The sequence below is a fragment of the Cupriavidus sp. 2TAF22 genome, assembly GCF_052115045.1.
Taxonomy (GTDB): domain Bacteria; phylum Pseudomonadota; class Gammaproteobacteria; order Burkholderiales; family Burkholderiaceae; genus Cupriavidus.
In genome coordinates, this window is record NZ_JBFRFX010000018.1 from 124863 (window position 1) to 149686 (window position 24824).

Annotated in this window: 19 protein-coding genes; 7 read left to right on the plus strand and 12 right to left on the minus strand. The window is 68.8% G+C overall.

The window, feature by feature from the left end:
• Positions 1-21 precede the first annotated feature (21 nt).
• The 10 genes from ftsW to coq7 all read right to left on the minus strand — a co-directional run bounded on the left by ftsW (position 22) and on the right by coq7 (position 11721).
• Entirely contained in the window at positions 22-1263 is a 1242-nt protein-coding gene (gene ftsW, locus AB4Z48_RS22120) for a putative lipid II flippase FtsW (protein WP_441617875.1), read from the minus strand.
• Complete coding sequence (gene murD, locus AB4Z48_RS22125) at positions 1260-2786, minus strand: UDP-N-acetylmuramoyl-L-alanine--D-glutamate ligase (protein ID WP_441617877.1); 1527 nt, start codon at positions 2784-2786, stop codon at positions 1260-1262. Before murD ends, ftsW begins: the two co-directional genes overlap by 4 nt.
• A gap of 56 nt (positions 2787-2842) precedes the next feature.
• On the minus strand, positions 2843-4012 hold the full coding sequence (mraY, locus tag AB4Z48_RS22130; RefSeq protein ID WP_441617879.1) for a phospho-N-acetylmuramoyl-pentapeptide-transferase: 1170 nt from the start codon (positions 4010-4012) through the stop codon (positions 2843-2845).
• 109 nt (positions 4013-4121) lie between these two features.
• Positions 4122-5555, minus strand: a complete 1434-nt coding sequence (locus AB4Z48_RS22135) for a UDP-N-acetylmuramoyl-tripeptide--D-alanyl-D-alanine ligase (RefSeq protein WP_441617881.1) — start codon at positions 5553-5555, stop codon at positions 4122-4124.
• Complete coding sequence (locus tag AB4Z48_RS22140) at positions 5552-7090, minus strand: UDP-N-acetylmuramoyl-L-alanyl-D-glutamate--2,6-diaminopimelate ligase (protein ID WP_441617927.1); 1539 nt, start codon at positions 7088-7090, stop codon at positions 5552-5554. Before AB4Z48_RS22140 ends, AB4Z48_RS22135 begins: the two co-directional genes overlap by 4 nt.
• On the minus strand, positions 7087-8898 hold the full coding sequence (locus AB4Z48_RS22145) for a peptidoglycan D,D-transpeptidase FtsI family protein (RefSeq protein WP_441617883.1): 1812 nt from the start codon (positions 8896-8898) through the stop codon (positions 7087-7089). Before AB4Z48_RS22145 ends, AB4Z48_RS22140 begins: the two co-directional genes overlap by 4 nt.
• Positions 8895-9227, minus strand: a complete 333-nt coding sequence (gene ftsL / locus AB4Z48_RS22150) for a cell division protein FtsL (protein WP_441617885.1) — start codon at positions 9225-9227, stop codon at positions 8895-8897. The genes AB4Z48_RS22145 and ftsL overlap by 4 nt, the downstream gene beginning before the upstream one ends.
• A complete protein-coding gene (gene rsmH, locus AB4Z48_RS22155) occupies positions 9224-10219 on the minus strand; it encodes a 16S rRNA (cytosine(1402)-N(4))-methyltransferase RsmH (protein WP_441617887.1) in 996 nt (331 codons plus the stop codon). The genes ftsL and rsmH overlap by 4 nt, the downstream gene beginning before the upstream one ends.
• Before the next feature lie 7 nt (positions 10220-10226).
• On the minus strand, positions 10227-10655 hold the full coding sequence (mraZ, locus tag AB4Z48_RS22160; RefSeq protein ID WP_441617889.1) for a division/cell wall cluster transcriptional repressor MraZ: 429 nt from the start codon (positions 10653-10655) through the stop codon (positions 10227-10229).
• A 442-nt stretch (positions 10656-11097) separates the two neighbouring features.
• On the minus strand, positions 11098-11721 hold the full coding sequence (gene coq7 / locus AB4Z48_RS22165) for a 2-polyprenyl-3-methyl-6-methoxy-1,4-benzoquinone monooxygenase (RefSeq protein WP_441617891.1): 624 nt from the start codon (positions 11719-11721) through the stop codon (positions 11098-11100).
• 342 nt (positions 11722-12063) lie between these two features.
• Between coq7 and AB4Z48_RS22170 the strand changes: the two genes are divergently transcribed.
• The 4 genes from AB4Z48_RS22170 to AB4Z48_RS22185 all read left to right on the plus strand — a co-directional run bounded on the left by AB4Z48_RS22170 (position 12064) and on the right by AB4Z48_RS22185 (position 15412).
• Positions 12064-13179 carry a porin gene (locus AB4Z48_RS22170; protein WP_441617893.1) on the plus strand — a complete coding sequence of 372 codons (1116 nt, stop codon included), beginning with the start codon at positions 12064-12066 and terminating at the stop codon, positions 13177-13179.
• A gap of 158 nt (positions 13180-13337) precedes the next feature.
• Positions 13338-14354: a Bug family tripartite tricarboxylate transporter substrate binding protein gene (locus tag AB4Z48_RS22175; protein ID WP_441617895.1), complete on the plus strand. Its 1017-nt coding sequence runs from the start codon at positions 13338-13340 to the stop codon at positions 14352-14354.
• 69 nt (positions 14355-14423) lie between these two features.
• Positions 14424-14942: a MarR family winged helix-turn-helix transcriptional regulator gene (locus tag AB4Z48_RS22180; protein ID WP_441617897.1), complete on the plus strand. Its 519-nt coding sequence runs from the start codon at positions 14424-14426 to the stop codon at positions 14940-14942.
• Positions 14939-15412, plus strand: coding sequence for a hypothetical protein (locus tag AB4Z48_RS22185; protein ID WP_441617899.1), 474 nt, complete (start codon positions 14939-14941; stop codon positions 15410-15412). The genes AB4Z48_RS22180 and AB4Z48_RS22185 overlap by 4 nt, the downstream gene beginning before the upstream one ends.
• Before the next feature lie 89 nt (positions 15413-15501).
• Here the strand turns inward: AB4Z48_RS22185 and AB4Z48_RS22190 are convergent, their stop codons facing one another.
• Positions 15502-17184: a long-chain fatty acid--CoA ligase gene (locus tag AB4Z48_RS22190; protein WP_441617901.1), complete on the minus strand. Its 1683-nt coding sequence runs from the start codon at positions 17182-17184 to the stop codon at positions 15502-15504.
• Between the two features lie 160 nt (positions 17185-17344).
• Positions 17345-18007, minus strand: coding sequence for a TetR/AcrR family transcriptional regulator (locus tag AB4Z48_RS22195; protein WP_441617903.1), 663 nt, complete (start codon positions 18005-18007; stop codon positions 17345-17347).
• Positions 18008-18222: 215 nt separating this feature from the next.
• On the opposite strand from AB4Z48_RS22195, the gene AB4Z48_RS22200 reads away from it, so the two are divergent.
• Genes AB4Z48_RS22200 through AB4Z48_RS22210 form a run of 3 tightly spaced genes read left to right on the plus strand, consistent with a single transcriptional unit; the run spans position 18223 to position 24707 of the window.
• Positions 18223-19953 carry an AMP-binding protein gene (locus tag AB4Z48_RS22200; protein WP_441617905.1) on the plus strand — a complete coding sequence of 577 codons (1731 nt, stop codon included), beginning with the start codon at positions 18223-18225 and terminating at the stop codon, positions 19951-19953.
• Between the two features lie 51 nt (positions 19954-20004).
• On the plus strand, positions 20005-23328 hold the full coding sequence (locus tag AB4Z48_RS22205; RefSeq protein WP_441617907.1) for a carboxyl transferase domain-containing protein: 3324 nt from the start codon (positions 20005-20007) through the stop codon (positions 23326-23328).
• Between the two features lie 44 nt (positions 23329-23372).
• Positions 23373-24707, plus strand: a complete 1335-nt coding sequence (locus tag AB4Z48_RS22210) for a branched-chain amino acid ABC transporter substrate-binding protein (RefSeq protein WP_441617909.1) — start codon at positions 23373-23375, stop codon at positions 24705-24707.
• Positions 24708-24824 lie beyond the last annotated feature (117 nt).

Consider the following 24824-nt stretch of genomic DNA (forward strand, 5'->3'; position numbering starts at 1 on the left):
TCACGTGCTGCTGCGCGCCGGTCATACCTTCCCTCCACGCATCATCACGCGATTTTCGTAATCGATGCGCAAGAGAATGGCCAGCGCAATGCAGTTCATCAGGATGCCCGAGCCGCCGTAGCTCACCAGCGGCAGGGTCAGCCCCTTGGTCGGCAGCAGGCCCAGGTTCACGCCCATGTTGATGAAGGTCTGCCAGCCGACCCACACGCCGATGCCCTTGGCCACCAGGCCGGCAAAGGTGCGGTCGAGCTGCAGCGCGGTGCGGCCGATCTCGAAGGCGCGGCGCACCAGCCAGTAGAACAGCACGATCACCACCAGCACGCCCACGAAGCCGAATTCCTCGCCGATCACGGCGAGGATGAAGTCGGTATGCGCTTCGGGCAGGTAGTGCAGCTTCTCGATGCTGCCGCCCAGCCCCACCCCGGTCCATTCGCCGCGGCCGAAGGCGATGAGCGAATGGGTGAGCTGGTAGGCCTTGCCGAGCGCGTTGGCTTCTTCCCACGGGTTGAGGTAGGCGAAGATCCGCTCGCGCCGCCAGGGCGAGGCCGTGATCAGCAGCGCGAACGCGCCCACCGCCACGCCGACCAGGCCGGCGAACAGCTTGCCGTTGATGCCGCCGAGGAACAGGATGCCCATGGCCACCGTGGCCACCACCAGGAAGGCACCCATGTCGGGTTCCAGCAGCAGCAGCATGCCCACCACCACCACCGCCACGCCCATCGGCAGGAATCCCTTGCCCACGTTCTGCATCCACTCCTGCTTGCGCACGGTGTAGTTGGCCGCGTAGAGCACCACCGCCAGCTTCATCAGCTCGGAGGGCTGGAAGTTCATGATGCCGAGCGGGATCCAGCGCCGCGCGCCGTTGACGCCCTTGCCCACGAAGGGCACCAGCACGATCACCAGCAGCAGCAGCGCGATCAGGAACAGCTTGGGCGCATAGCGGTCCCAGAACTTGACCGGGATCTGGAAGGCCAGCAGGCCGCCGCCCAGGCCGACGAACAGCGCGAACGCGTGCCGCGTGAGGAAATGGCTCTCGCGGTAGTTGGCGTAGCGCGGCGAGTCGGGCAGCGCGATCGAGGCCGAATACACCATCACCAGGCCGAGCGCGAGCAGCACGATCGACACCCACAGCAGGGGCTGGTCGTACTCCATCATGCGCGAGCGGGTGGGCTTGACGCCGGACACCGCGTCGCGCAGGCCACCCCAGGCATTGCCGATGGTGGCGCCGATAAACCCGCTGCGCTTGACCTGAGCGTCGCTCATGGCAGGATCCCCCGGGACATCGCCAGTTCTTCCACCGCGGCGCGGAACACTTCGGCGCGGTGCACGTAGTTACGGAACATGTCGAGGCTGGCGCAGGCCGGCGACAGCAGCACCGCGTCGCCACCCTGCGCCGCGCTTGCGGCCAGCGTGACGGCCTGCTCCAGCGTGGCCGCGTCGGCCAGCGTCACGCCGGTGCCTTCCAGCGCCCGGCGCAGCTCGCCGGCGTCCTTGCCGATCAGCACCACGGCGCGCGCGTACTGCGCCACGGGAGCCGCCAGCGGCGAGAAATCCTGCCCCTTGCCTTCGCCGCCCGCGATCAGCACCACGCGCTTGTCCAGGCCCGACAGCGCGGCCACGGTCGCGCCCACGTTGGTGCCCTTGCTGTCATCGAAATACTCGACGTCGTCCACCGTGGCGACCCACTCCACGCGGTGCGGCTCGCCGCGATATTCGCGCAGGCCGTGCAGCAGCGCATTGAGCGGCAGGTCGAGGGCGCGGCACAGCGCCAGCGCGGCCATGGCGTTGGTGGCGTTATGCATGCCGCGGATATGCAGCGCGTCGGCCGGCATCAGGCGCTTGTGGCGCACCGGCACCGCGGACTCGGCCTCGGTGGCGGCGGCCTTGCGGCGGCGCGGCTTGTTCTCGCCCTCGGCCTCGCTGTCGGCTTCGGCGATCACCAGCCAGGGCATGCCACCCTCGCGCAGCACGCCGAAACTGCCTGGTGTCTCGGGCAGGTCGGTGCCGAACGTGACGGGCGCGGTGCCGCGGCGGGCCATCTCCATGCTCAGGCGGTCGTTGCGGTTGAGCACCTGCAGGCAGCCGGGCTCGCCGGGCGCGGGAGCCGCGCCGAAGATGCGCGCCTTGGCCGCGGCATAGGCTTCCATGCTGCCGTGCCAGTCGAGATGGTCCTGCGTGATATTGAGCACCGTGGCCGCATGCGGCGCCAGCGTGTGCGTGGTTTCCAGCTGGAAGCTGGACAGCTCCAGCACCCAGACTTCGGGCAGCGTGGCCGAGGCGATGCACGCGGCCAGCTTGTCCAGCGCGGACGGGCTGATATTGCCGGCCACCGCCACCGTCTTGCCGGCGCGCTCGACCAGGCGGCCGGTCAGCGCCGTCGTGGTGGTCTTGCCATTGGTGCCGGTGATCGCCAGCACCTTGGGGGCGTAGCCGGACTCGGCCCGCAGGTGGGCCAGCGCCCGGGCGAACAGCTCGATCTCGCCCCACACCGGGATGCCGCGCTCGCGCGCCGCCGCCAGCAGCGCGGCAGTGGCGGGCTCGGCCGGCGACAGGCCGGGGCTGATCGCCACCAGGCCGATGCCGTCGAGCAGCGCCATGCCGAACGCGCCGCCGATGAATTGCGCCGAAGGCAGCTCGGCCTGTAGGAAGACCAGGTTGGCGGGAGCCTCGCGCGTGTCCGCGACGCGCACGGGGGCGCCGTACTGGCCGCACCAGCGCGCCATCGCCAGCCCCGATTCGCCGAGGCCCAGCACCAGCACATGAGGTTTCTGCAACTCGCCAAACACTTCGTATTCCGCCCTTTGTGTAATTACGTTGATTCCGTCTGGATAAAGCCGCCGCGTCAGCGCAGCTTCAGCGACGACAGCCCGATCAGCACGAGCAGCATGGTGATGATCCAGAAGCGCACCGTCACCTGCGTCTCTTTCCAGCCCGACAATTCAAAGTGGTGATGCAGCGGCGCCATCTTGAACAGCCGCCGGCCCTCGCCGTAGCGCCGCTTGGTGATCTTGAACCACGTGACCTGCAGCATCACCGAGAGCGTTTCCACCACGAAGATGCCGCCCATCACGAACAGCACGATCTCCTGACGCACGATCACGGCCACCGTGCCGAGCGCGCCGCCCAGAGCCAGCGCGCCCACGTCGCCCATGAAGACCTGGGCAGGGTGGGCGTTGAACCAGAGGAAGGCCAGGCCCGCCCCCGCCAGCGCCGAACAGAAGATCAGCAACTCGCCCGCCCCGGGAATATGCGGGAACAGCAGGTACTTGCTGTAGACCGAACTGCCCATGACGTAGGCGAAGATACCCAGCCCGCTGCCGACCAGCACCACCGGCATGATCACCAGCCCGTCCAGGCCGTCGGTCAGGTTCACGGCATTGCTCGAACCCACGATCACCAGGTAGGTCAGCACGATGAAGCCGGCCACGCCCAGCGGATAGCTCACTTCCTTGAAGAACGGCACAATCAGGTTGGACTTGTAGGGCATGTCCAGCGACAGGCCGCCTTCGACCCAGCCCAGGAACAGGTCCCACACCCGCACATTGCTGCTTTCCGACACCGAGAACGCCAGGTAGACCGCGGCCACCAGGCCGATCAGGGTCTGCCAGAAAAACTTTTCGCGGCTCGACATGCCGCGCGGGTCGCGATAGACCACCTTGCGGTAGTCGTCCACCCAGCCGATCGCGCCGTAGCCGAAGGTCACCAGCATCACCACCCAGATAAAGCGGTTGCCCCAGTCGCACCACAGCAGCGTCGAAATGGCGATCGACACCAGTACCAGCACGCCGCCCATGGTGGGCGTGCCGGCCTTGACCAGGTGCGACTGCGGACCGATGGTGCGCACCGCCTGGCCGATCTTCAGCTCGGTCAGCTTGCGGATCACCCACGGGCCGAGGCCGAGGCCGATCAACAGCGCGGTGAGGTTGGCCATCACCGCGCGGAAGGTCAGGTAGTTGAAGACCCGCAGGAAGCTGTAGTCGTTTTGCAGCCACTGGGCCAGAGCCAATAACATCGTGTTCCGTATTCCTTTCGACAACCGCCCGGCGGCGCCGGGACTTACGATTGCTTGAGATTGTCTGAGACAGCTTGAAACCGCCTGGTCAAGCCTTGCTAACCATCGGTCACGCTTTACGCGCGGACGTGTCTGCGACCAGCGCATCCACCATCCGTTCCATGCGCATGAAACGCGACCCCTTCACCAATACCGCGCCCGCCCTGGCCACGGTGCCATCCTTGTCTTGCGCCAGCGTGTCCGCCAGCGCTTCGGCGCTGTCGAAATACCGTGCCTGGCCGCCGCCCTGCGCGCCGAAGGCACGCACTGCGTCGGTCATGGCGGCGCCGGTACCCCACAAGGCCTCGATGCCGCGCGTGGCGGCGTAGGCGCCGATCTCCGCGTGGAAGGCCGGGCCCTGGTCGCCCACTTCGCCCATGTCGCCCAGCACCAGCAGGCGCGGCGCGGCAAACCCGGCCAGCACGTCGATGGCGGCGCGCACGGAATCCGGATTGGCGTTGTAGGTATCGTCGATCACCAGCGTGCCGCCGGTGCTGTGCTTGACCTGCAGGCGGCCCTTGACCGCCGCAAACCCGCCCAGGCCGGCCTGGATCGCCTCATGGCTGACACCGGCCGCCAGCGCGCAGGCGATCGCCGCCAGCGCGTTGCGTACGTTATGCGTGCCCAGCACCGACAGGCGGACCTCGAAGGCACCGCCCGGCGCGCTGACCTGCATCACCTGCACGCCGTCGTCCAGGCGCACGTCGGCGCGGACATCGGCGTTCGCGTCGAGGCCGAACGACAGCACGCGCCGCGTGCCGGCCGCCTGGCGCCAGACGCCGGCATGCGCGCCGCCGCCCTCGGCGTCGAGCGGGAATACCGCCGCGCCGTCGGCGGGCAGCGCCGCGATGGCCGCCGCATGTTCGTGCGCCACGGCCTCAACGCTCACCATGAATTCCTGGTGCTCGCGCTGGGCATTGGTCACCACGGACACGGTGGGCTGGGCGATGCTGGCCAGGTAGACAGTCTCGCCGGGATGATTCATGCCCAGCTCGAGCACGGCCAGCCGGTGCGCCGCGCACAGGCGCAGCACCGTCAGCGGCAGGCCGATGTCGTTGTTCAGGTTGCCGCCGGTGGCCAAGCGGGCGCCCTCCCCTACCGCCGCCGCGAAGATCGCGGCGATCATTTCCTTGACCGTGGTCTTGCCGTTGCTGCCGGTCACGGCCACGGCGGGCAGGCCGAAGCGGCGGCGCCAGCCCGCGGCCAGCTCGCCCAGCGCCAGGCGCGTGTCGGGCACCACGATGGCCGGCAGGCCAAGGGCCGCGTCGGGCTCGCGCTCCACCAGCACCGCGGCGGCACCGCGCGCGGCCACATCGGCCAGGAAATCGTGGGCATCGAAACGCTCGCCCCTGAGCGCGACGAACAGGTCGCCGGGCTGGACCGTGCGGCTGTCGGTCAGCACGCGCGAAAAGCTGCGCGCGCCCGCATCGGCGGGGCCGCAAACGCGCGCGCCGGCGATCCAGCCGGCGGCTTGCTGCAGATTGGTCATCATGTTCTGGTTCATGCCGACACCCCGCGCGTACCCAGCGTCAGCCGGACATGCTCGCGATCGGAGAACGGCCGCTTGCGGCCGTGCACTTCCTGGGTGGCCTCGTGTCCCTTGCCGGCCACCAGCACCACGTCCGCCGCGGCGGCGTGCCTGATGGCGTAGAGGATGGCGGCGGCGCGGTCTTCGATCAGGTGGGCGCGGCCGCGGTCATCCATGCCGTCGGCGATGGCGTCCAGGATATCCAGCGGGTCCTCGCTGCGCGGGTTGTCGCTGGTCAGCACGACATCGTCGGCCAGGCGCTCGGCCACCGCGCCCATCAGCGGGCGCTTGATCGGATCGCGGTCGCCGCCGCAGCCGAACACGCACCACAGCCGGCCGCCGCGGGCCTGCGCCACCGGGCGCAGCGCCGCCAGGGTCTTTTCCAGCGCGTCGGGCGTATGGGCGTAGTCGACCACGGCCAGCGGGCCGTCCTGGCCACCGCCGAACAATTCCATGCGGCCGTCGACCGGCCTGAGCCCGCGCAGCGCATCGACGGCGGCTTGCCATGCGATGCCGTTGGCGAGGGCCGCGCCGAGCACGGCGAGCAGGTTGCTGACGTTGAAGCCGCCGATCATCGCCGTGGCGATGTCGGCGCTGCCGAAGCTGCCGTCCACATGGAAGGCGGTGCCGGCGGCGGTGGCGCGCACGCCGCTGGCGCGCAGCCACTGGCCGCCCTTGCGTGTTGCCGCCGCGGGGCCGTCGACGCCGTACTCGATCACCTGCGTGGCGGCCTGCTGGCCGGCCAGCAGGCGGGCGCCCATGGCATCGTCGCGATTGATCACGGCGGCGCGCAGGCCCGGCCACTGGAACAGCAGCGCCTTGGCTGCCTCGTACTCGGCCATGGTGCCGTGGTAGTCCAGGTGGTCTTGCGTCAGGTTGGTCAGCACCGCCACGGCGAAGTGCGTGCCGGCCACGCGGCCCTGCTCGAGGCCGTGCGACGACACTTCCATCGCCACCGCGCGCGCGCCGGCGCCGTGCAGTCCGGCCAGGCTGTCCTGCAGCTGCACCGCGTCGGGCGTGGTGAAGCCGGTGGCGACCAGCGCGTCCGGAAAGCCGGTGCCGAGCGTGCCGATGGTGGCGCAGGGCTTGCCCGTTGCCTGCAGCAGCCGCGCCAGCCATTGCGCGCACGAGGTCTTGCCATTGGTGCCGGTGATGCCGGTCACGGCCAGGTCGCGCGTGTCATTGCCGTACCAGCCGGCCGCGATCGGGCCCGCAAGCTGGTGCAGGCCGGACACGGCCAGGTGCGGCACCGCCTCGCCATGCGGCCAGTCGAAGCCGTCGGCCTCGCAGATCACGGCGCTGGCGCCGCGCGCGATGGCCTGGGCGATATGCGGGCGCGCGTCGGTCGACAGGCGCTGGTTGCCCAGCACGTAGGCGAAGAAGACATCGCCCTGGGTCAGCCGGCGCGTGTCACCCGTGAGCCTGGCGCCGGCCGGCGCGTGCCGGCGCAGCCAGGCCAGCGCATCGGCAGCCTGGGCGGCGATTTCGAGGGGAAGCAGTTGCCGGCTCATTGTGTCGCGCTCCACGGCTCGCTTTCCTGGACCTTGTCGCTCACCACCAGCTGGCGGATCGGCGAATCGGGCTGCACATTGAGCGCCCGCAGCGTGCCGCCGGTGATGGCGGCGAATGCCGGACCCGCGACGGCGCCGCCATAGTGGCTGCCCGAGGTGGGCTCGTCCACGCTCACGGCCACGATGATGCGCGGGTTGGACATCGGCGCCAGGCCGATGAACGAGGCGCGGTACTTGCTGCGGTCGTAGCCGCGGCCGACGTGCTTGTAGGCGGTGCCGGTCTTGCCGCCGACCCGGTAGCCCATCACCTGGGCCTCGGGCGCGGTGCCGCCGGGCGCGGTCACGGTCTCGAGCATGCCACGCACCTGGCGGGCCACTTCGGGAGACAGCACGCGTTCGCCGGTGACCGGGCCGTTGTTGCGGAACATGGTGACCGGGATCAGCTCGCCGTCATGGGCGAACACCGTATAGGCGTGCGCCATCTGGAACAGCGACACCGACAGGCCGTAGCCGTAGGACATGGTGGCCTGTTCGATCGGCCTCCAGCTCTTGAACGGACGCACCCGGCCGGCGACCGCGCCGGGAAAGCCGAGCTTGGGCGCCTGGCCCAGGCCCACGCTGGTAAACATGTCCCACATCTCCTGCGGCTTGAGCAGCATCGAGATCTTGGTCGTGCCGATGTTGCTGGATTTCTGGATGATGCCGGCCACGGTCAGCGCCCCGTAGTTGTGGGTGTCGCTGATGGTGGCGCCTTCATAGTTGAACTTGCCGGTGGTGGCGAATACCGTCGACGGCGTCACCCGCTTGAGCTGCAGGGCCAGCCCGATCGTGATCGGCTTCATCATCGACCCCGGCTCGAAGGTATCGGTCAGCACGCGGTTGCGCAGCTGCTCGCCGGACAGGCGGGTGCGGTCGTTGGGGTTGTAGGTCGGCCAGTTGGCCAGCGCCAGCACCTCGCCGGTCTGCGCGTCGAGCACCACCGCGCTGGCCGCCTTGGCCTTGCTGCGCTCGACGATGGCCTTGACCTCGTTGAAGGCCAGGTACTGGATCTTGGCGTCGATGGAGAGCTGCTGGTCCTCGCCATCGCGCGGCGTCTTGAGGATGCCGACGTCCTCCACCACGCGTCCAAGGCGGTCCTTGATCACCTGGCGCGCGCCGGACCTGCCGGCCAGCACGGGCTCGCGCGCGAGCTCCACGCCTTCCTGGCCGCGGTCCTCCACGTTGGTGAAGCCGACGATGTGCGCCATCGCCTCGCCTTCTGGGTAGAAGCGCTTGTACTCGCGGGTCTGGTGGATGCCGTCGATCTTGAGTTCGGCGATCTTGTCCGCGGCATCGGGCAGCACCTGGCGCTTCAGGTAGACGAAGCTCTTGTCTTCCGTAAACTTGCGGCGCAGTTCCTTGTCGCTCATGTCGAGCAGCTTGCCCAGCTGGCGGATCTTGTCCGCGTCGATCTCGTCGGGCACGTCTTCGGGGACCGCCCAGATGGCCTTGACCGGCAGGCTGGTGGCCAGCACCAGGCCGTTGCGGTCGAGGACCTTGCCGCGCGTGGCGGGCAGCTCCAGCGTGCGCTGGAAGCGCTTCTTGCCTTCGGCTTCGTAGAACTGGTTGCCCGGCCCCTGGATCCACAGCGCGCGCGCAGCCAGCGCGACGAAGGCGGCGAACATCATGAACACCACCATCTTCGAGCGCCACATCGGCAAGCGCAGGCCGAGCACGGGGCTGGCCGCGAACTGGCCGCTGCGCGGACGCGAGGCATTGCCGCGGGGCTGGCCGCGCTGGGCGTGCTGCGAAGGCCGGGCGATGGTCATGGCTTGCTCCCCTCGGGCGCCGAGGCCGCCGTCGCGGCCGCGGTTGCGGCCGGCTGAGGCTCGAGCACCACGCCGGCCAGGTATTGGGTCCTGCCGGGAAGGACCGGCGTCATCTTGAGCTGGGCGCGGGCCGCATCGGCAATGCGCGCGCTCTTGCCGAGCGCGCTTTGCTGGTACTGCAGGCGCGACCAGTCGATGTCGAGCTGCTTTTCTTCCGCCTGGGCGCGCTCGAAGGCGACGAACAGCGTGCGCGCCTGGTGCTGCGCGCTCACCAGCGAGAGCGCGCACAGCATCAACGCGGCGAGCAGGAAGAAGGTCAGGCGGTTCATGCGCGGCCAGCCTGTGCGGGCGCGCTCGCCGGCAGCTTCTCGGCCACGCGCATCACGGCGGAGCGCGCGCGCGGGTTGGCGGCGATTTCCTCGGCGCCCGGCTTGACCCGGCCAAGCAGCTTCAGCGTGGGCTGCGGCAACTGGTCAGCGCGCAGCGGCGCGCGGCGCAGGGCCGGATCGGCATCCTGCTGCGGACGGGCGTGTGCCTGCATGAACCGCTTGACGATGCGGTCCTCGAGCGAATGAAAGCTGATCACCACCAGCCGCCCCCCGGTCTGCAGCAAGTCGTACGCCGCGCTCAGCCCGCTTTCGAGGTCCGCAAGCTCTTGATTGACGTGAATCCGTAGAGCCTGAAAGGTGCGGGTCGCAGGGTCCTGACCCTTCTCGCGTGTTTTGACGGCTTTCGCCACGAGCGCGGCAAGCTCGGCAGTAGTGGTGAGCGGTCCGCCATGGCCGGGTTCGCTCCTGCGAGCAACAACCGCCTTTGCAATCTGTACAGCAAACCGTTCTTCCCCATAGTCCCGTATCACCCTCGCGATGTCGTGCTCTTCCGCCTGCGCCAGCCACTGCGCGGCGGTGATGCCGCGCGTGGTGTCCATGCGCATGTCCAGCGGTCCCTCGAAGCGGAAGGAGAACCCCCGCTGCGCGTCGTCGATCTGGGGCGAGCTGATCCCCAGGTCGAGCAATATCCCGGTCACCTTGCCGCGGCCCGCCAGCCGCTCGGCCATGTCGGCGAAGCTGGTGTGCTCAATGGAGAAGCGGGCATCCTCGATGGTGCCCGCCTCTGCGATTGCTGCCGGATCCTTGTCGAAGGCCACCAGTGCCCCGGCCGGCCCCAGCCGGGCCAGTATTGCCCGGCTGTGCCCCCCTCTGCCGAAGGTGCCGTCCACATAGACGCCATCCGGCCGCCAGACCAGGGCTTCGACAGCCTCGTCCAGCAACACGGTGCGATGGCGCAGGGCGGTGGTCCCCGGCGATTGGGTTGAGCTCATGACCTCGTCAGAAAGAGAAGTTCTTCAATGCATCCGGCATGCCCTGCGCCATCGCCTGCTGTTCCTTGGCGGCGTAGGTTGCGGCATCCCAGACTTCGAAATGGCTGCCCATTCCAAGCAGCATGACTTCCTTGTCGAGCAGGGCGGCGCCACGCAGCTCGGGCGCGATCAGCACCCGGCCCGCGCCGTCCATGTCGACATCCGCCGCGTTGCCCAGGAAGATGCGCTTCCACCAGTGCGCGTCCATCGGCAAGGCAGCGATGCGGGCACGGAAGTTTTCCCATTCAGGGCGTGGAAACAGCAGCAGGCAGCCGTCCGGGTGCTTTGTCAGCGTTACCCGGCCCTCGGCCTGCTGTTGCAGCGCTTCACGGTGCCGCGCCGGGATGGACATCCGGCCCTTGGCATCCAGTGACAGCGCCGATGCGCCCTGAAACAAGCTTGCTCCCGATCCGCGCCAACCGATCTACGCCGGCTGGCGTGTAAACCCCGTAAAGCCGACGTTTGGGGGATGATCCCACGGCCAGCCCGCTTTTTCACACAAAAATACACTTCCTCACACTATTTCCCACTTTAGAGGAAGCGATTTGGCGGGTCAAGGCTCGCCGCAAGGCAACAAACCGGGTTTTTTTAATCAGAACAATGACTTAGCACGCACTCTTCACGCACCGAAAAAGTGAATCCCTAATGAAATGAAGATCTTATGGAGGAAAGCAGAGAAACCACCTGAGAACAACCGGGGAAGGAACTGCCTGCAGCACGAAAATCAGCCTCGCGGGACCGATGGAAGGATACAACGTTTTGTCGTCTACCCTGCGTAAGCGGGGGCCCGACGCCGGGGGCGGGCGACATCGCCGGGCGCCTCTCGCCCTGCCGGCCGGTCAGATGCGGTAGGCGGCCGTGGTCATGACGCGGGACGCGGCCCGCATCATCGCGCGCACCGGCGCAGGCAGCGGCATGCCGCCGGCATCCCGGGCGGCGGCGCCGTGGCGCGCTTCGTCGTCGCGCATCTGCTCCAGGATCGCGCGCGAGCGCAGGTCGGCGGGAGGGATCTGCCCGAGATGGCCATTGAGGTGCTGCTCGACCTGGTTCTCGGTCTCGGACACAAAGCCGAGGCTGACGCGGTCGCCCGCGCGGCCGGCGGCCCAGCCGATGGCGAACGCGCCGGCGTACCAGAGCGGGTTGAGCAGGCTGGTGCGCGAGCCCAGTTCGCGCAGGCGCTCGGCGCACCAGCCGAGGTGGTCTTCTTCCTCGCGCGCGGCCTCGTCCATCTGCGCGCGCACCTGCGGGGTCCGGGCGGTCAGCTTCTGCGCCTGGTAGAGAGCCTGCGCGCAAACCTCGCCGACATGGTTGATGCGCATGAGCCCGGCCACGTGGCGGCGCTCTTTCTCGTCGAGCGGGTCGCCTTCCGGCGCCAGGCCCGCCGCGGGATTGTCCCGGCTGGCCCGGGTCACGCCCGCGATCGCGCGCAGGGCCACATCGAATTCGCGAATCAAGTTATCCATGGATGCATGCACTCGTGATGGCTTCCGGGCGTGTCCTTCGACGCTGCCGGCACAAGGTCCGGACCTGCGTGGATTCACCCTCGGGATTTCCCGCATTGTACCGTGACCGCCCTGCAGGCCGCGCCGCGCCTGGGCCTGCAGGTGCCTCGCCTGTCGCGGATCCGATACTCCAAAACCCTGAGTTGTGAAAAGCTGACAAGGGCAGCGAACCCGATTGTGAAACGGAGGTGGTTTGTTACAGTACTTGGCAACTTCTGACGAAGTTGGGTAAGCGGGCGAATGGAGACTCAGGAGGTTTCTCCGCTGACCACACCAATAATTCTTACGTGGAGATCATCGAGCATGAAAAAATCGCTTTTCGCGTTGGCGGCCCTTGGCCTTCTTGCTGGCGCGGCGCAGGCCCAGTCGAGCGTGACACTGTACGGCGTTGTCGACATGAACCTCGAATACGTCAGCCACCTGGGTACGCAAGTGCCTACGGCTGCCAATGGCTTCAATGCCGGCCCGGGCGACAACGCATACCGCCTGACGTCCGGCGGCCTGTCCGGCTCGCGCTGGGGTCTGCGCGGCGTGGAAGACCTGGGCGGTGGCCTGAAGGCGCTGTTCGTGCTCGAAAGCGGTTTCGGCCTCGATGACGGCAAGTCGCAGCAAGGCAGCCGCCTGTTCGGTCGCCAGGCTTACGTGGGTATCGAAAGCGCCCAGGTCGGCCGCTTCACCTTCGGCCGCCAGTACACCACCCTGTTCGACCTGCTGGCCAACTTCTCGCCCAGCGGCTACGCAACCCAGTATGAACCGGTGGTGGCCCAGCTCGGCCTGAACTTCCGCTCGGACAACACCGCCAAGTACACGGGCGTGTTCGGCCCGGTGACCGCGATCGCGCACTGGACCTTCGGCAACGGCGTGGCCGGTGGCGGCGAAGTGCCGGGGCAATTCCGCCGTGACTCCGGCTACGGTGCCGGCGTGGCCTATGCCGCCGGCCCGTTCGGCGCGACCATCGCCTACGACCAGTACAACCCGACCCTGGACGCGACTGGCAACACCGGCACGTTCAAGAAGGCCGCGGTGGCCGGCAGCTACGCCTTCGGCCCGGCCAAGATCATGGGCGGTTATCGCTGGGGTCAGTCCAAGGCACCGACCGGCGCCACGGTCCTGCGCGACGACTACTACTGGATCGGCGCCAACTACCAGGTCCTGCCGGCCCTGGGCCTGACGCTGCAGTACAACTACGACGACGTGAAGAACCTCGCCGGCGTCAACGTGAAGAACCCGTGGCAGGTCTCCTTCATCGCCGACTACAACCTGTCCAAGCGCACGGACGTCTACCTGACGACCGCATTCTCGAAGAATGCCGGCCTGAACTTCGACACCTCGGCCATCAGCTTTGCCAACGGCTACTTCCCGGGCAACGGCAAGACCACCATGGTGGGCGTGGGCCTGGGCATCCGCCACAAGTTCTAAACGCATCCACGCGGCTTTTGCAAAGGCACCTTCGGGTGCCTTTTTTCATGGCGGCGGACTAGGGCATCACCTCATCGGCACCTCCGCCGGCGGGCACTAGAATGCACAAGCCTTCGGCAGCCACCGCGCGGCCGCAGCCCGACCAACCAGGAGACACCATGCACCGCCCCCGCCGCCGCGCGACCCATATGCTGCTTGCCAGCGCCGCCAGCGCATGCCTTGCGCTGCTTGCCGGCGTCGCGCCCGCGCATGCCGCCGACCCTTATCCCAACAAGCCGATCCGCCTCGTGGTGCCGTTCTCGGCCGGCGGCACCACGGACATCCTGGCGCGCGCGGTGGCGGCCGAACTGTCCAAGCTGCAAGGCTGGAACGTGGTGGTGGACAACCGCCCCGGCGCCGGCGGCAATATCGGCGCGGACATCGTCGCCAAGGCCGCGCCCGACGGCTACACGCTGCTGATGGGCACGGTGGGCACGCACGGCATCAACCAGTCCCTGTACGGCAAGCTGCCGTTCGACCCGATCAAGGATTTCGCGCCGATCACCGAGGTGGCATCGGTCCCCAATGTGCTGGTGGTCAACCCGGCCTTCGCGCAGCAGAACCGCATCAACAGCGTCCCTGACCTGATCGCTTACGCGCGCGCCAATCCCGGCAAGCTCAACATGGCATCGAGCGGCAATGGCACCTCCATCCACCTCGCCGGCGAGCTGTTCAAGACGCAGACGAAAACCTTCATGGTGCATTTCCCGTACAAGGGCAGCGGCCCGGCGCTGACCGACCTGGCCGGCGGCACCATGCAGCTCATGTTCGACAACCTGCCGTCGTCGATGTCGCTGATCAAGGCCGGCAAGCTCAAGGCGCTGGCGGTGACGAGTGCCAGGCCGTCGCCGGCGCTGCCCGGCGTGCCCACCGTGGCCGAAGCGGCCAAGCTGCCGGGCTACGAAGCCAGCTCCTGGTTCGGCCTGCTGGCGCCGGCCGGCACGCCGCACGAGATCGTCGCGCGCATCCAGCAGGAAGTGGCGCGCTCGCTGGCCACGCCGGCCGTGCGCGACAAACTTCAGGCGCAGGGTGCGGACCCGGTCGGCAATACGCCGGAGCAGTTCGCGGCATTCATCCGCGCCGAGCACACAAAGTGGGCCAAGGTCGTCAAGGACTCGGGCGCCAAGGTGGACTGAACCCTCAGTCCGGACCCGCCCGGCGCGCGAGCGCATATACTTGAGGCATCAAACAACCTGCCTGCCGCGATGCCCACCACTACTGCCGCCGAGATCGCCGTCAAGGCCGGCGCCGATGAGCCGCCGGTCGATCTCGAAACCCGAGCCGACGATGCCAGCCACGATGGCCTGCGCCTGTGGCTGCGGCTGCTGACCTGCACCAACCTGGTGGAGGCCGATATCCGTTCGCGGCTGCGGCAGGATTTCGCCTGCACGCTGCCGCGCTTCGACCTGATGGCGCAACTGGACCGCCACCCCGAAGGCCTCAAGATGGGCGAGCTGTCGCGCCGCATGATGGTCACCGGCGGCAATGTCACCGGCATCACAGACCAGCTCCAGCAAGAAGGCCTGGTATCGCGCGAGGCGTTGCCGAGCGACCGCCGGGCCTACCTGATCCGCCTCACGCCGGCCGGGCGCGCGGCGTTCTCCAAGATGGCGCGTGCGCACGAAGACTGGATCGAGCAGTTGTTCGGCGGCCTGCCGCAGGCCGACCGGCGCGCCCTGTTCCGCCTGCTGGGCCGCCTCAAGACCGGGCTGGCAAGCGCATGAGCACGCCGCGCTGCGGGCCGCAAGCGCGCCGCCTTTGCGTGCCGCTGGCGGCATGCCTGATGCCGTTGCTGCTGGTGGCCGCCTGCCAGGGCACGCCCGCGCAGCCGAAGATCGAGGCGCTCGCCTACACCATCAAGCTGGGGCATATCAGCGCCAAGACCGCGGTGGGCACCATGGACGCCCCGGGCCCCGGCGCCTTCGATTCGTCCGTGAGCGTGGCGGCGGCGAATGGCGGGGGCTGGAACGGTGGCGCCGCCAGCGTCGGCGTCGCGGTCAACCTGAACCAGCTCTTCCACCCGCAGCCGAGGCAGCAGGTCGACCTTTACCAGTACAAGGTAACGACCGAGGATGGCACGGTCGACACCGTCAACGGCCCGGCCGCACCGGGGCTCGATCCTGGCGCGTGCGTGCGCCTGATCTATCCCGACGGCACGCCGGTCCCGCGGATGGTGCCTTCGTCCGAATGCTGAGCGCGGGCGCAGCCCGCGTCCCGGGCCTGCGCCCCCAAACGCGCAACGGCCTCCCTTGCGGGAGGCCGTTGCGCGTTGCTGTGCCTGGCTTACGCCGCCTGGCGGCTGTCGCGCAGCTCGCGGCGCAGGATCTTGCCCACATTGGTCTTGGGCAGCTCGCCGCGGAACTCCACGTACTTGGGCCGCTTGTAGCCGGTCAGCCGCTCCTTGCAGAAAGAGATCAGCTCGGCTTCGGTGAGCGCCGGATCCTTCCTGACCACGAACAGCTTGACCACTTCGCCGGAGTGCTCGTCGGGCACGCCCACGGCGGCCACTTCCAGCACGCCCGGGCACTCGGCGACCACGCCTTCGATCTCGTTCGGGTACACATTGAAACCGGACACCAGGATCATGTCCTTCTTGCGGTCGACGATCTTGGTATAGCCGCGCGCGTCCATCACGCCGATGTCGCCGGTCTTGAAGAAGCCGTCCGGCGTCATGACCTTGGCGGTCTCGTCGGGGCGGTTCCAGTAGCCTGCCATGACCTGCGGGCCGCGCAGACAGATCTCGCCGGCCTGGCCGAGCGGCACGTCGCGGCCGTCGTCGTCGCGGATGGCAATGTCGGTCGACGGCAGCGGCAGGCCGATGGTGCCGGAGAAGGCGTCGGTGTCGGTCGGGTTGCAGGTCGCCGAGGGCGACGTCTCGGACAGGCCGTAGCCTTCGATGATCGGGCAGCCGGTCCGGGCCAGCCATTTCTTGGCCACCGCCTCCTGCACCGCCATGCCGCCGCCGTTGGCCACCCGCAGGCCGGAGAAATCGACCTTGTCGATCTCCGGGTTGTTGATCAGGGCGTTGTACAGCGTGTTGACCGCCGGGAACATATTGAACTTGTACTTCTGCAGCTCCTTGATGAAGCCGGGGATGTCGCGCGGATTGGGGATCAGCACGCTCAGGCCGCCGCTGCGCATGCCCAGCAGGCAGCAGACCGTCAGCGCGAAGATGTGATACAGCGGCAGCGCGGTGATGGTCACCACCTGGTCGATCGGCGCGCCCTTGGCCAGCGCCGGCTGCATCCAGGCCTCGGACTGCAGCACATTGGAAACGATGTTCCGGTGCAGCAGCACGGCGCCCTTGGAAATGCCGGTGGTGCCGCCGGTGTACTGCAGGAAGGCGATGTCGTCGGGGCCGGTGGTGGCGGGCAGCAACTGCATGCGGCTCCCCTCTTCCAGCACGGTGTTGAAGCGCACGCAGTTGGGCAGCTCCCAGGCCGGCACCATCTTCTTGACGTTGCGCACCACGAAATTGACGATGGCGCCCTTCACTCCTCCCAGCATGTCGCCCATGCTGGCCACCACCACATGCTTGACCGGCGTGGCGGGCAGCACCTGCTCCAGCGTGGTGGCGAAGTTCTCCAGGATGACGATGGCCTCTGCGCCGCTGTCCTTGAGCTGGTGCTCGAGCTCGCGCGGCGTGTAGAGCGGATTGACGTTGACCACCACGAAGCCGGCGCGCAGCACCGCGGCCAGCACCACGGGGTATTGCAGCACGTTCGGCATCATGATGGCCACGCGCGCGCCGGGCTTGAGCCCGCGCGACTGCAGCCAGGCGGCGAACTGCCGCGAGAGACGGTCGACGTCGCCGTAGGTGATCGCCTTGTCCATGCAGACGAAGGCGCGGCGACCGGCGTAGGTACGGAAAGACTCCTCCAGCAGTGCGGCCAGCGAGCGGAACTGGCTGCTATCGATCTCGGCAGGCACGCCAGCCGGGTAGTTCTTCAGCCAAATTCTTTCCATGCACCGTCTCCTGGTTTTCTGAATGGTCGTTCGATTTTCGACAGATGCTAAACGCGCGACCCTGTTAAGACAACACGTTAGATGAAGTCCTCTGGAAGTAGCACACCATAAGACGTGAAGTCTAGCGCACAGTTCAGGGCCACTCGCGGGAATTCCCTAGTCACGCTTTTACCGGCAGGACCATCTTCATCATATTGGTGGCCAGTTCCTCGGCCAGCGCCCGCGGCTTCATGCGCCCGGGCTCGTGCCAGGTGTACATGAAGCCGACCACGCTGCCGATCGCGTGCGCGGTCACGCGCGCATCGCCGTAGTGGAAGACGCCGTCGCGCTTGCCCTCCTCCAGCAGTGCATAGAGGTCGCGGTAGAAGGCGCGCGCCATGCTGCCCAGCCACGCCACCGTTTCGGGGCGCAGGTACTGGTTGTCGCGAAAGCTCAGCGTGGCGGGCACATGGCAGTCGATGCAGCGACGCGCCATTTCCAGCAGGCATGCGCGCAGGCGCTCGCGCACCGGCAGGGCGGGGTCGGCGGTCTCGCGGATGACCGGCAGGCAGGTCTGCGCCGACTCGCGGCACAGGATGTCGAAGATTTCGTACTTGTCTGTGAAGTAGTAATAGACCGCCGGCTTGGTCACGCCCAGCGCGCGGCACAGGTCGTTCATGGTCATGCCGGGGTAGCCCTTGGTATAGAACAACTGGGCGGCGGCATCGAGGATCTGGCGGCGGCGCGCCTCCTGGCGCTCGGCGATATGCGAGCGCGCGGGCATGGCGTCCGGAGCGATGTCCGGCACGGCTTCGGCGGGAGCGGTTTTCTGTGCAGTCGGCATGATGCGATTCTCGCATGGCGGGCCGGGCGGGAAGGCCCGCGATCGGTTTGGACAAGGCCGGCGCGGCCGCGCGCGACGGGAGTACGCGGCTGGCGTACGCGCTTGACGCACGATGGCAATGCCAATAGCATCATACCCAAGGGTACATAAATATACCAAAGAGTAGATTTCGCCAGGACCGGCCGGCCTGGCGCCCCAATAAGGAGACACCGCCGATGGACGAAACCGCGTACCTGGCAGACCTGCACGCGCGCTGGCAGCGCGCCTGGCCCGCCCGCCTGCCGCGCGCCCCGCAGTACCCGCTGGGACGGCGGCCGCTCACGGAGATGCTGCGGCACTGGGGCCGCACGCGGCCCGGCCATCCGGCGGTGCTCTTCTACGGCCACGAAACCAGCTACGCCGAACTCGACGCGCAAAGCGACCGCTGCGCGGCGCTGCTGGCCTCGCACGGCATCGGCGCCGGCGACCGCGTGGCGGTGCTGCTGCCGAATTGCCCGCAGTTCCACGTCGTCTTCTTCGGCATCCTCAAGCTCGGCGCGGTCTACGTGCCGGTCAGCCCGCTCTCGCAGCACGCCGAACTGCGGCACGCACTCGCGGACAGCACGCCGAGCGCCCTGGTCGCGCTCGACCAGCTGGTGCCGCTGGTGCGCGAAACGCGCGAGGCCCTGGGCGCGGACGATCCGCTCTCGCTGCTGTTCACGACCAGCTTCGCTGAAGTGCTGCCGGCCGAGCCCACGCTGCCGCTGCCGCCGATGGCGCAGGCGCCGCCCTGCCCGTGCGAGCCCGGCGACCGGGCCATCGCCTTGCTGTCCGCGATGGCGGCCTGCACGCATCCGGCGCCCACCACGCCGGTCGCGCTCGACGCGCCGGCCGCGCTCAACTACACCGGCGGCACCACCGGCCTGCCCAAGGGCTGCATCCATACGCAAGGCGATATGGTGGACATGGCGGCCGCCTTCGGCGCGGTTTCGCTGGAGATCGCCGACGACACTGTGATGCTCGGCTTCTTCCCGGAATTCTGGATCGCCGGCGAAAACCTCTGCCTGATCTTCCCCGCCTTCTTCGGCATCCCCCTGGTGCTGCTGGCGCGCTGGGATCCCGAAACCTTCATGGCGGCGGTGCAGCGCTATCGCGTCACCAACGCATCGATGCTGGTCGACAACGCGGTGGAGGTGATGGAACACCCGCGCGTGGCGCAATACCAGCTGCGCTCGCTGCGCCATGTGGGCGTGTCCTCCTTCGTCAAGAAGCTCAACCTGCCCTACCGCCGCGCCTGGCACGCGCTGACCGGCTCGGTCATTGCGGAAAGCGCCTGGGGCATGACGGAGACGCAGACCTGCAACACCTTCACCCATGGCATGCAGGACGATGACCTGGACCTGCGCGCCCAGCCCATCTTCGTCGGCCTGCCCGTGCCCGGGACCGAGTTCAAGGTCTGCGACTTCGATAGCGGCGAGCTGCTGCCGCTCGGCGCCGAGGGCGAGCTGTGCGTGCGCACGCCGACCCTGCTCAAGGGATACTGGAACAAACCCGGGGCCACGCGCGAATCGCTGCGCAACGGCTGGCTCCACACCGGCGACATCGGCCTGATCGACGCGCACGGCTACCTGCATTACCTGGGCCGGCGCAAGGAGATGCTCAAGGTCAATGGCATGAGCGTGTTCCCCGCCGAGATCGAGGCGCTGCTCGGCCAGCACCCGGCCATCCTCGGCGCCGCCGTGGTGGGGCGCGCCGACGAGGACCGTGGCCAGCTGCCGGTCGCCTTCGTCATGCTCAAGCCGGAAGCCGCCGGCACCGTCGACGCAGCCGCGCTGGTGCAGTGGTGCCGCAGCAATATGGCTGTGTACAAGGTGCCGCTGGTACGCATCGTCGACGCCCTGCCCCTCACCGCCACGGGCAAGGTGCGCAAGCAGGACCTGGCACCGTTGCTCGAGCAACCCGGCTGACACTGCCATGCCCATCCCGTCTTCCCCGCCCCCGAACTGGTCCTTCGCATCATGACGTTCCGCAAGCTACTGATCGCCAATCGCGGCGAAATCGCCATCCGCATCGCGCGCGCGGCTGCCAGCGCCGGCCTGCAGAGCGTGGCCCTGTTCAGCGAGGACGACCGCGACGCCCTCCATGTGCGCAAGGCCGACGAGGCAGTCGCACTGGCCGGCACGGGCCCGCGCGCCTATCTCGATATCGGGCAGGTGGTGGCCGCCGCGCGCCGCAGCGACTGCGACCTGGTCCATCCGGGCTACGGCTTGCTCTCGGAGAACGCGGAGTTTGCCCAGGCCTGCCTGGATGCCGGCCTGGCCTTCACGGGCCCGGCGCCGGACGTGCTGCGCCTGTTTGGCGACAAGGCACGCGCACGCGCGCTGGCCCGCGAATGCGGCGTGCCGGTCGTGCCGGGCACCACGGGGCCGACCACGCAGGAGGCAGCGCACGCGTTCTTCGCCACGCTGCAGGCGCAGGACGCCCGGCCCGGCATGATGATCAAGGCGCTGGCGGGCGGTGGCGGGCGCGGCATGCGCGCGGTGCACGCCGCGCAGGAGATCGGCCAAGCCTATGCCCGCTGCGTCTCCGAAGCCACGGCCGCCTTCGGCAATGGCGCGGTCTATGTGGAGCGCATCGTGGACGCGCCCCGCCATATCGAGATCCAGGTGGTGGCCGATGCGGCCGGCGGCGTGATCGCGCTGGGCGAGCGCGAGTGCAGCCTGCAGCGGCGCCACCAGAAACTGCTGGAGGTGGCGCCCAGCCCCTCGCTGGACGATGCCATGCGCGCGCGCCTGGCGCAGGCCGCGATCACGCTCGCGCGCGCCAGTGCCTACCGCGGCATCGGCACCTTCGAATTCCTGCTCGGCGAGCATGGCGAATTCTGGTTCATGGAAGCCAACCCGCGCCTGCAGGTGGAGCACACCGTCACCGAAATGGTCACTGGCGTGGACCTGGTCCAGGTGCAGCTGGGCATCGCCGCCGGGCAGAGCCTGGCCCAGCTCGGGCTGGACCGGCCCCCGGCGCCGCGCGGCATCGCCGTGCAGCTGCGCATCAATGCCGAGCATCTCGACGCGCGGGGCCAGCTGCGCCCCGCCAGCGGCCGCATCAGCGCCTACGAGCCGCCCAGCGGTCCGGGCGTGCGGGTGGATGGCGCCGGCCACGCCGGCATGCGCGTCAATCCGCGCTTCGACTCGCTGCTGGCCAAGCTGATCGTGCACGAGCCCGGCGGCAACTACGAACGCGCGCTGGCGCAGGCCTACCGTGCCTTGTGCGAATTCCGCATCGAGGGCATCGACACCAACCGCCGCCTGCTGCAGGACCTGCTGCAGCGCGACGACGTGCGCCGCAATGCCATCCACACCCAGTACCTCGACGCCGCGCTCCCGGCCATGGCGGTCCAGGCCCTGGCCGGCGGCGATACCCATCCCGCGCTGCATGCGCTCGGCGACGCCGGCGGCGCGCCGGCCGCGCACAGCGTACCGCCCGACGACCTGCCCGACGACCTGCCCGAGGATGCCGAACGCGTCAGCGCACCCATGGACGGCGCCCTGGCCGCGCTGCAGGTGCAGCCCGGCGACATCGTGCGGCGGGGCCAGACGCTGGCCATCATCGAGGCGATGAAGATGGAGCACCCGCTCGAGGCGCCGGTGGCCGGCCAGGTGCTGCGCGTGCTGGCCGCGCCCGGCGACGTGCTGCGCGCCGGCGCGCCGGTGATCGTGCTGGCGGCCGACGCGGGCGCAGACCATGCGCACGAAGCCGACGCCGCGCTGGACCCCGGCCACATCCGCGCCGACCTGCGCGACGCGCTGGCGCGCCAGGCGCTGACGCTCGATGCCGCGCGCCCCGAAGCAGTGGCCAGGCGCCATGCCCGCGGCGCACGCACCGCGCGCGAGAATATCGCGCAGCTGTGCGACGAAGGCTCCTTCATCGAGTACGGCGCGCTGGCCATCGCCGCGCAGCGGCAGCGCCGCAGCGTGGCAGACCTGGAACGCGCCACGCCGGCCGACGGCATCGTCACCGGCATCGGCACCGTCAATGCCGCGCACGTCCCAGCCGGGGACGCCCGCTGCATGGTGCTGGCCTACGACTACACGGTGCTGGCCGGCACGCAGGGCTTCTACGGCCACAAGAAGCTGGACCGCATGCTGGGGCTGGCCCGCCAGTGGCAGCTGCCGGTGGTGCTGTTCGCCGAAGGCGGCGGCGGCCGCCCCGGCGACACCGACATGCCGGTGGTGGCCGGGCTGGACTGCACCTCGTTCATCCAGTTCGCGCGGCTGTCCGGCCAGGTGCCGCTGGTGGGCATCGTCTCCGGCCGCTGCTTTGCCGGCAACGCCGCGCTGCTCGGCTGCGCCGATGTCATCATCGCCACCCGCGACGCCACCATTGGCATGGGCGGCCCGGCCATGATCGAGGGCGGCGGCCTGGGCGTGTTCGCGCCGGAGGAGGTCGGGCCGGTCAGCGTGCAGGCGCCCAACGGCGTGATCGATGTCCTGGTCGACGACGAGCCGGCCGCGGTGGCAGCCGCGCAGCGCTACCTGTCCTACTTCCAGGGCGACCTGGCGGCGTGGGAGGCGGGCGACGCGCGCGCGCTGCGCCACGCGATCCCCGAGAACCGGCTGCGCAGCTACGACATGCGCCACGTGCTGGCAACCCTTGCGGACCAGGGTTCGGTGCTGGAGCTGCGCGCCGCCTTCGGTACCGGCATGATCACCGCGCTGATCCGCATCGAAGGACGGGCCTTCGGCTGCATCGCCAACAACCCGCGCCACCTTGGCGGCGCCATCGATGCGGCGGCCGCCGACAAGGCCGCCCGCTTCATGCAGCTGTGCGACGCGCACGGCCTGCCCATCGTCTCGCTGTGCGATACGCCCGGCTTCATGGTGGGCCCGGAGGCCGAGAAGACCGCCACCGTGCGCCACGTGTCGCGCCTGTTCGTGACGGCCGGCGCGTTGCGCGTGCCGTTTTTCACGGTGGTGCTGCGCAAGGGCTACGGCCTGGGCGCGCAGGCCATGGCGGGCGGCAGCTTCGCCGCGCCGTTCTTCACCGCCGCCTGGCCCAGCGGCGAGTTCGGCGCGATGGGAATCGAAGGGTCGATCCGGCTGGGCTTTCGCAAGGAGCTGGAGGCGGTGGCCGATCCGGCCGAGCGCGAAGCCCTGTTCGCACGCATGGTGGATGCGGCGTACCAGCGCGGGCGCGCGCTCAACATGGCGAGCCACCTGGAAATCGACGCGGTGATCGACCCCGCCGATACGCGCCAGTGGCTGCTGCGCGGCCTGGCTTCGGTGCCGGCCGTACGCGGCGCGGAGGCGGCGCCGGCACGCCGTTTCATCGATACCTGGTGAGCAGCGGTAATATCGCTGGTAAGCAATGGGAGAGGGGATCGGCAATGCTTCATGATTTGATGCGCCTGGCCGGCGCAGCCGCCAGGATCGCGCGGCGCGTGGCCGCGTTGGCGGCATTCGCACTGGCCGGCGCGCTGCCGCTGCAGGCACATGCCCAGGCAGCGCAGCCGGACGTCCGGCAGGCGCCGGCGGCCGGCACGGGACCCATCAAGGTCGCGTTCATCGACCAGCTCTCCGGCCCGCTGGCCAATGTCGGCGAGATCTTCCTGGCCAACCTGAAGTTCGCGCTCGACGACGCCAATGCCCAGGGCGGCGCGCTGGGGCGCAACTACGAGTTGCTCACCTTTGACAACAAGCTGTCTCCGCAAGCCAGCCTGACCGCGCTGCAAGCCGCCATCGATGCCGGCGCACGCATCATCTTCACCGGCGCCTCGGGCTCGCCGGTGGTGAGCGCCCTGGCCGAAGCCGCCAACCGCCACAACGAGCGCAACCCCGGCCAGCGGGTCCTGATCATCAACTACGCCTCGCTCGATCCCGACCTGACCGGCATGCGCTGCAGTTTCTGGCTGTTCTCCACCGAGGCGAACACGGCCATGAAGATGCGCGCGCTGGCCAATTTCGCGCGCGGCGACAAGTCCATGCACAAGGTCTTCCTGCTGAACCAGGACTACACGCAGGGCCGCGTGTGGGCGGCACTGGGCCGGCAGATGATCTCGAATGTCCGGCCCGACGTGGAGTTCGTCGGCGAGGCGCTGCACCCGATGGCCAGGGTCAAGGACTTCTCGCCCTATGTCAGCATGATCAAGGCCAGCGGCGCCGACACCGTGATCACGGGCAACTGGGGCCAGGACCTGAGCCTGCTGGTCAAGGCGGCCGGCGACGCCGGCTATGAGCTGAACTACATCAACCACAGCGGCGGCGGCGCGCCGGGCACGGTCACGGCGGTGGCACAGGCGAAGAACGCACACCTGACCTGGGTGGCTGAATACTTGCCCAACGGCGACGACCCCGCGCTCAACGCGCTTGCCGCGCGCGTGCGGCAAACCTCCGCCGGCGAGTATTTCGCGCCGCGCGTGCTGATCGCCGTGCAGATGCTCACCGAAGCGATGCGCCGCGCGCAGTCCGACGAAGCGGCCAGCATCGCGCTGGCGCTGGAAGGCATGCAGTATCGCTCTGCGGTCGGCGAAGTGATGATGCGCAAGAGCGATCACCAGTTGCTGCTGCCCCAGGTGGTGTCCACCATCGCGCCGGTGGACGGCAAGACGGTCAAGGTTGGCGTGGAGGGCACCCAGTACGGCTTTCGCTTCGACAGCATGACCCCGGGACCGGACCTGAGCATGCCGTCGATGTGCCGGATGAAGCGGCCCGCGGGCAGCTGAACGGCCAGGTCAGGGCCTGGCCGCGGGCGCGGCGAATGTGTCGCGCGTGGCCGGCGCGGCCGGGGTGTCCGGCGCGCCGCTGGCGCGTGCCGCCCCGGGCGCGGCGCCGGATGACGC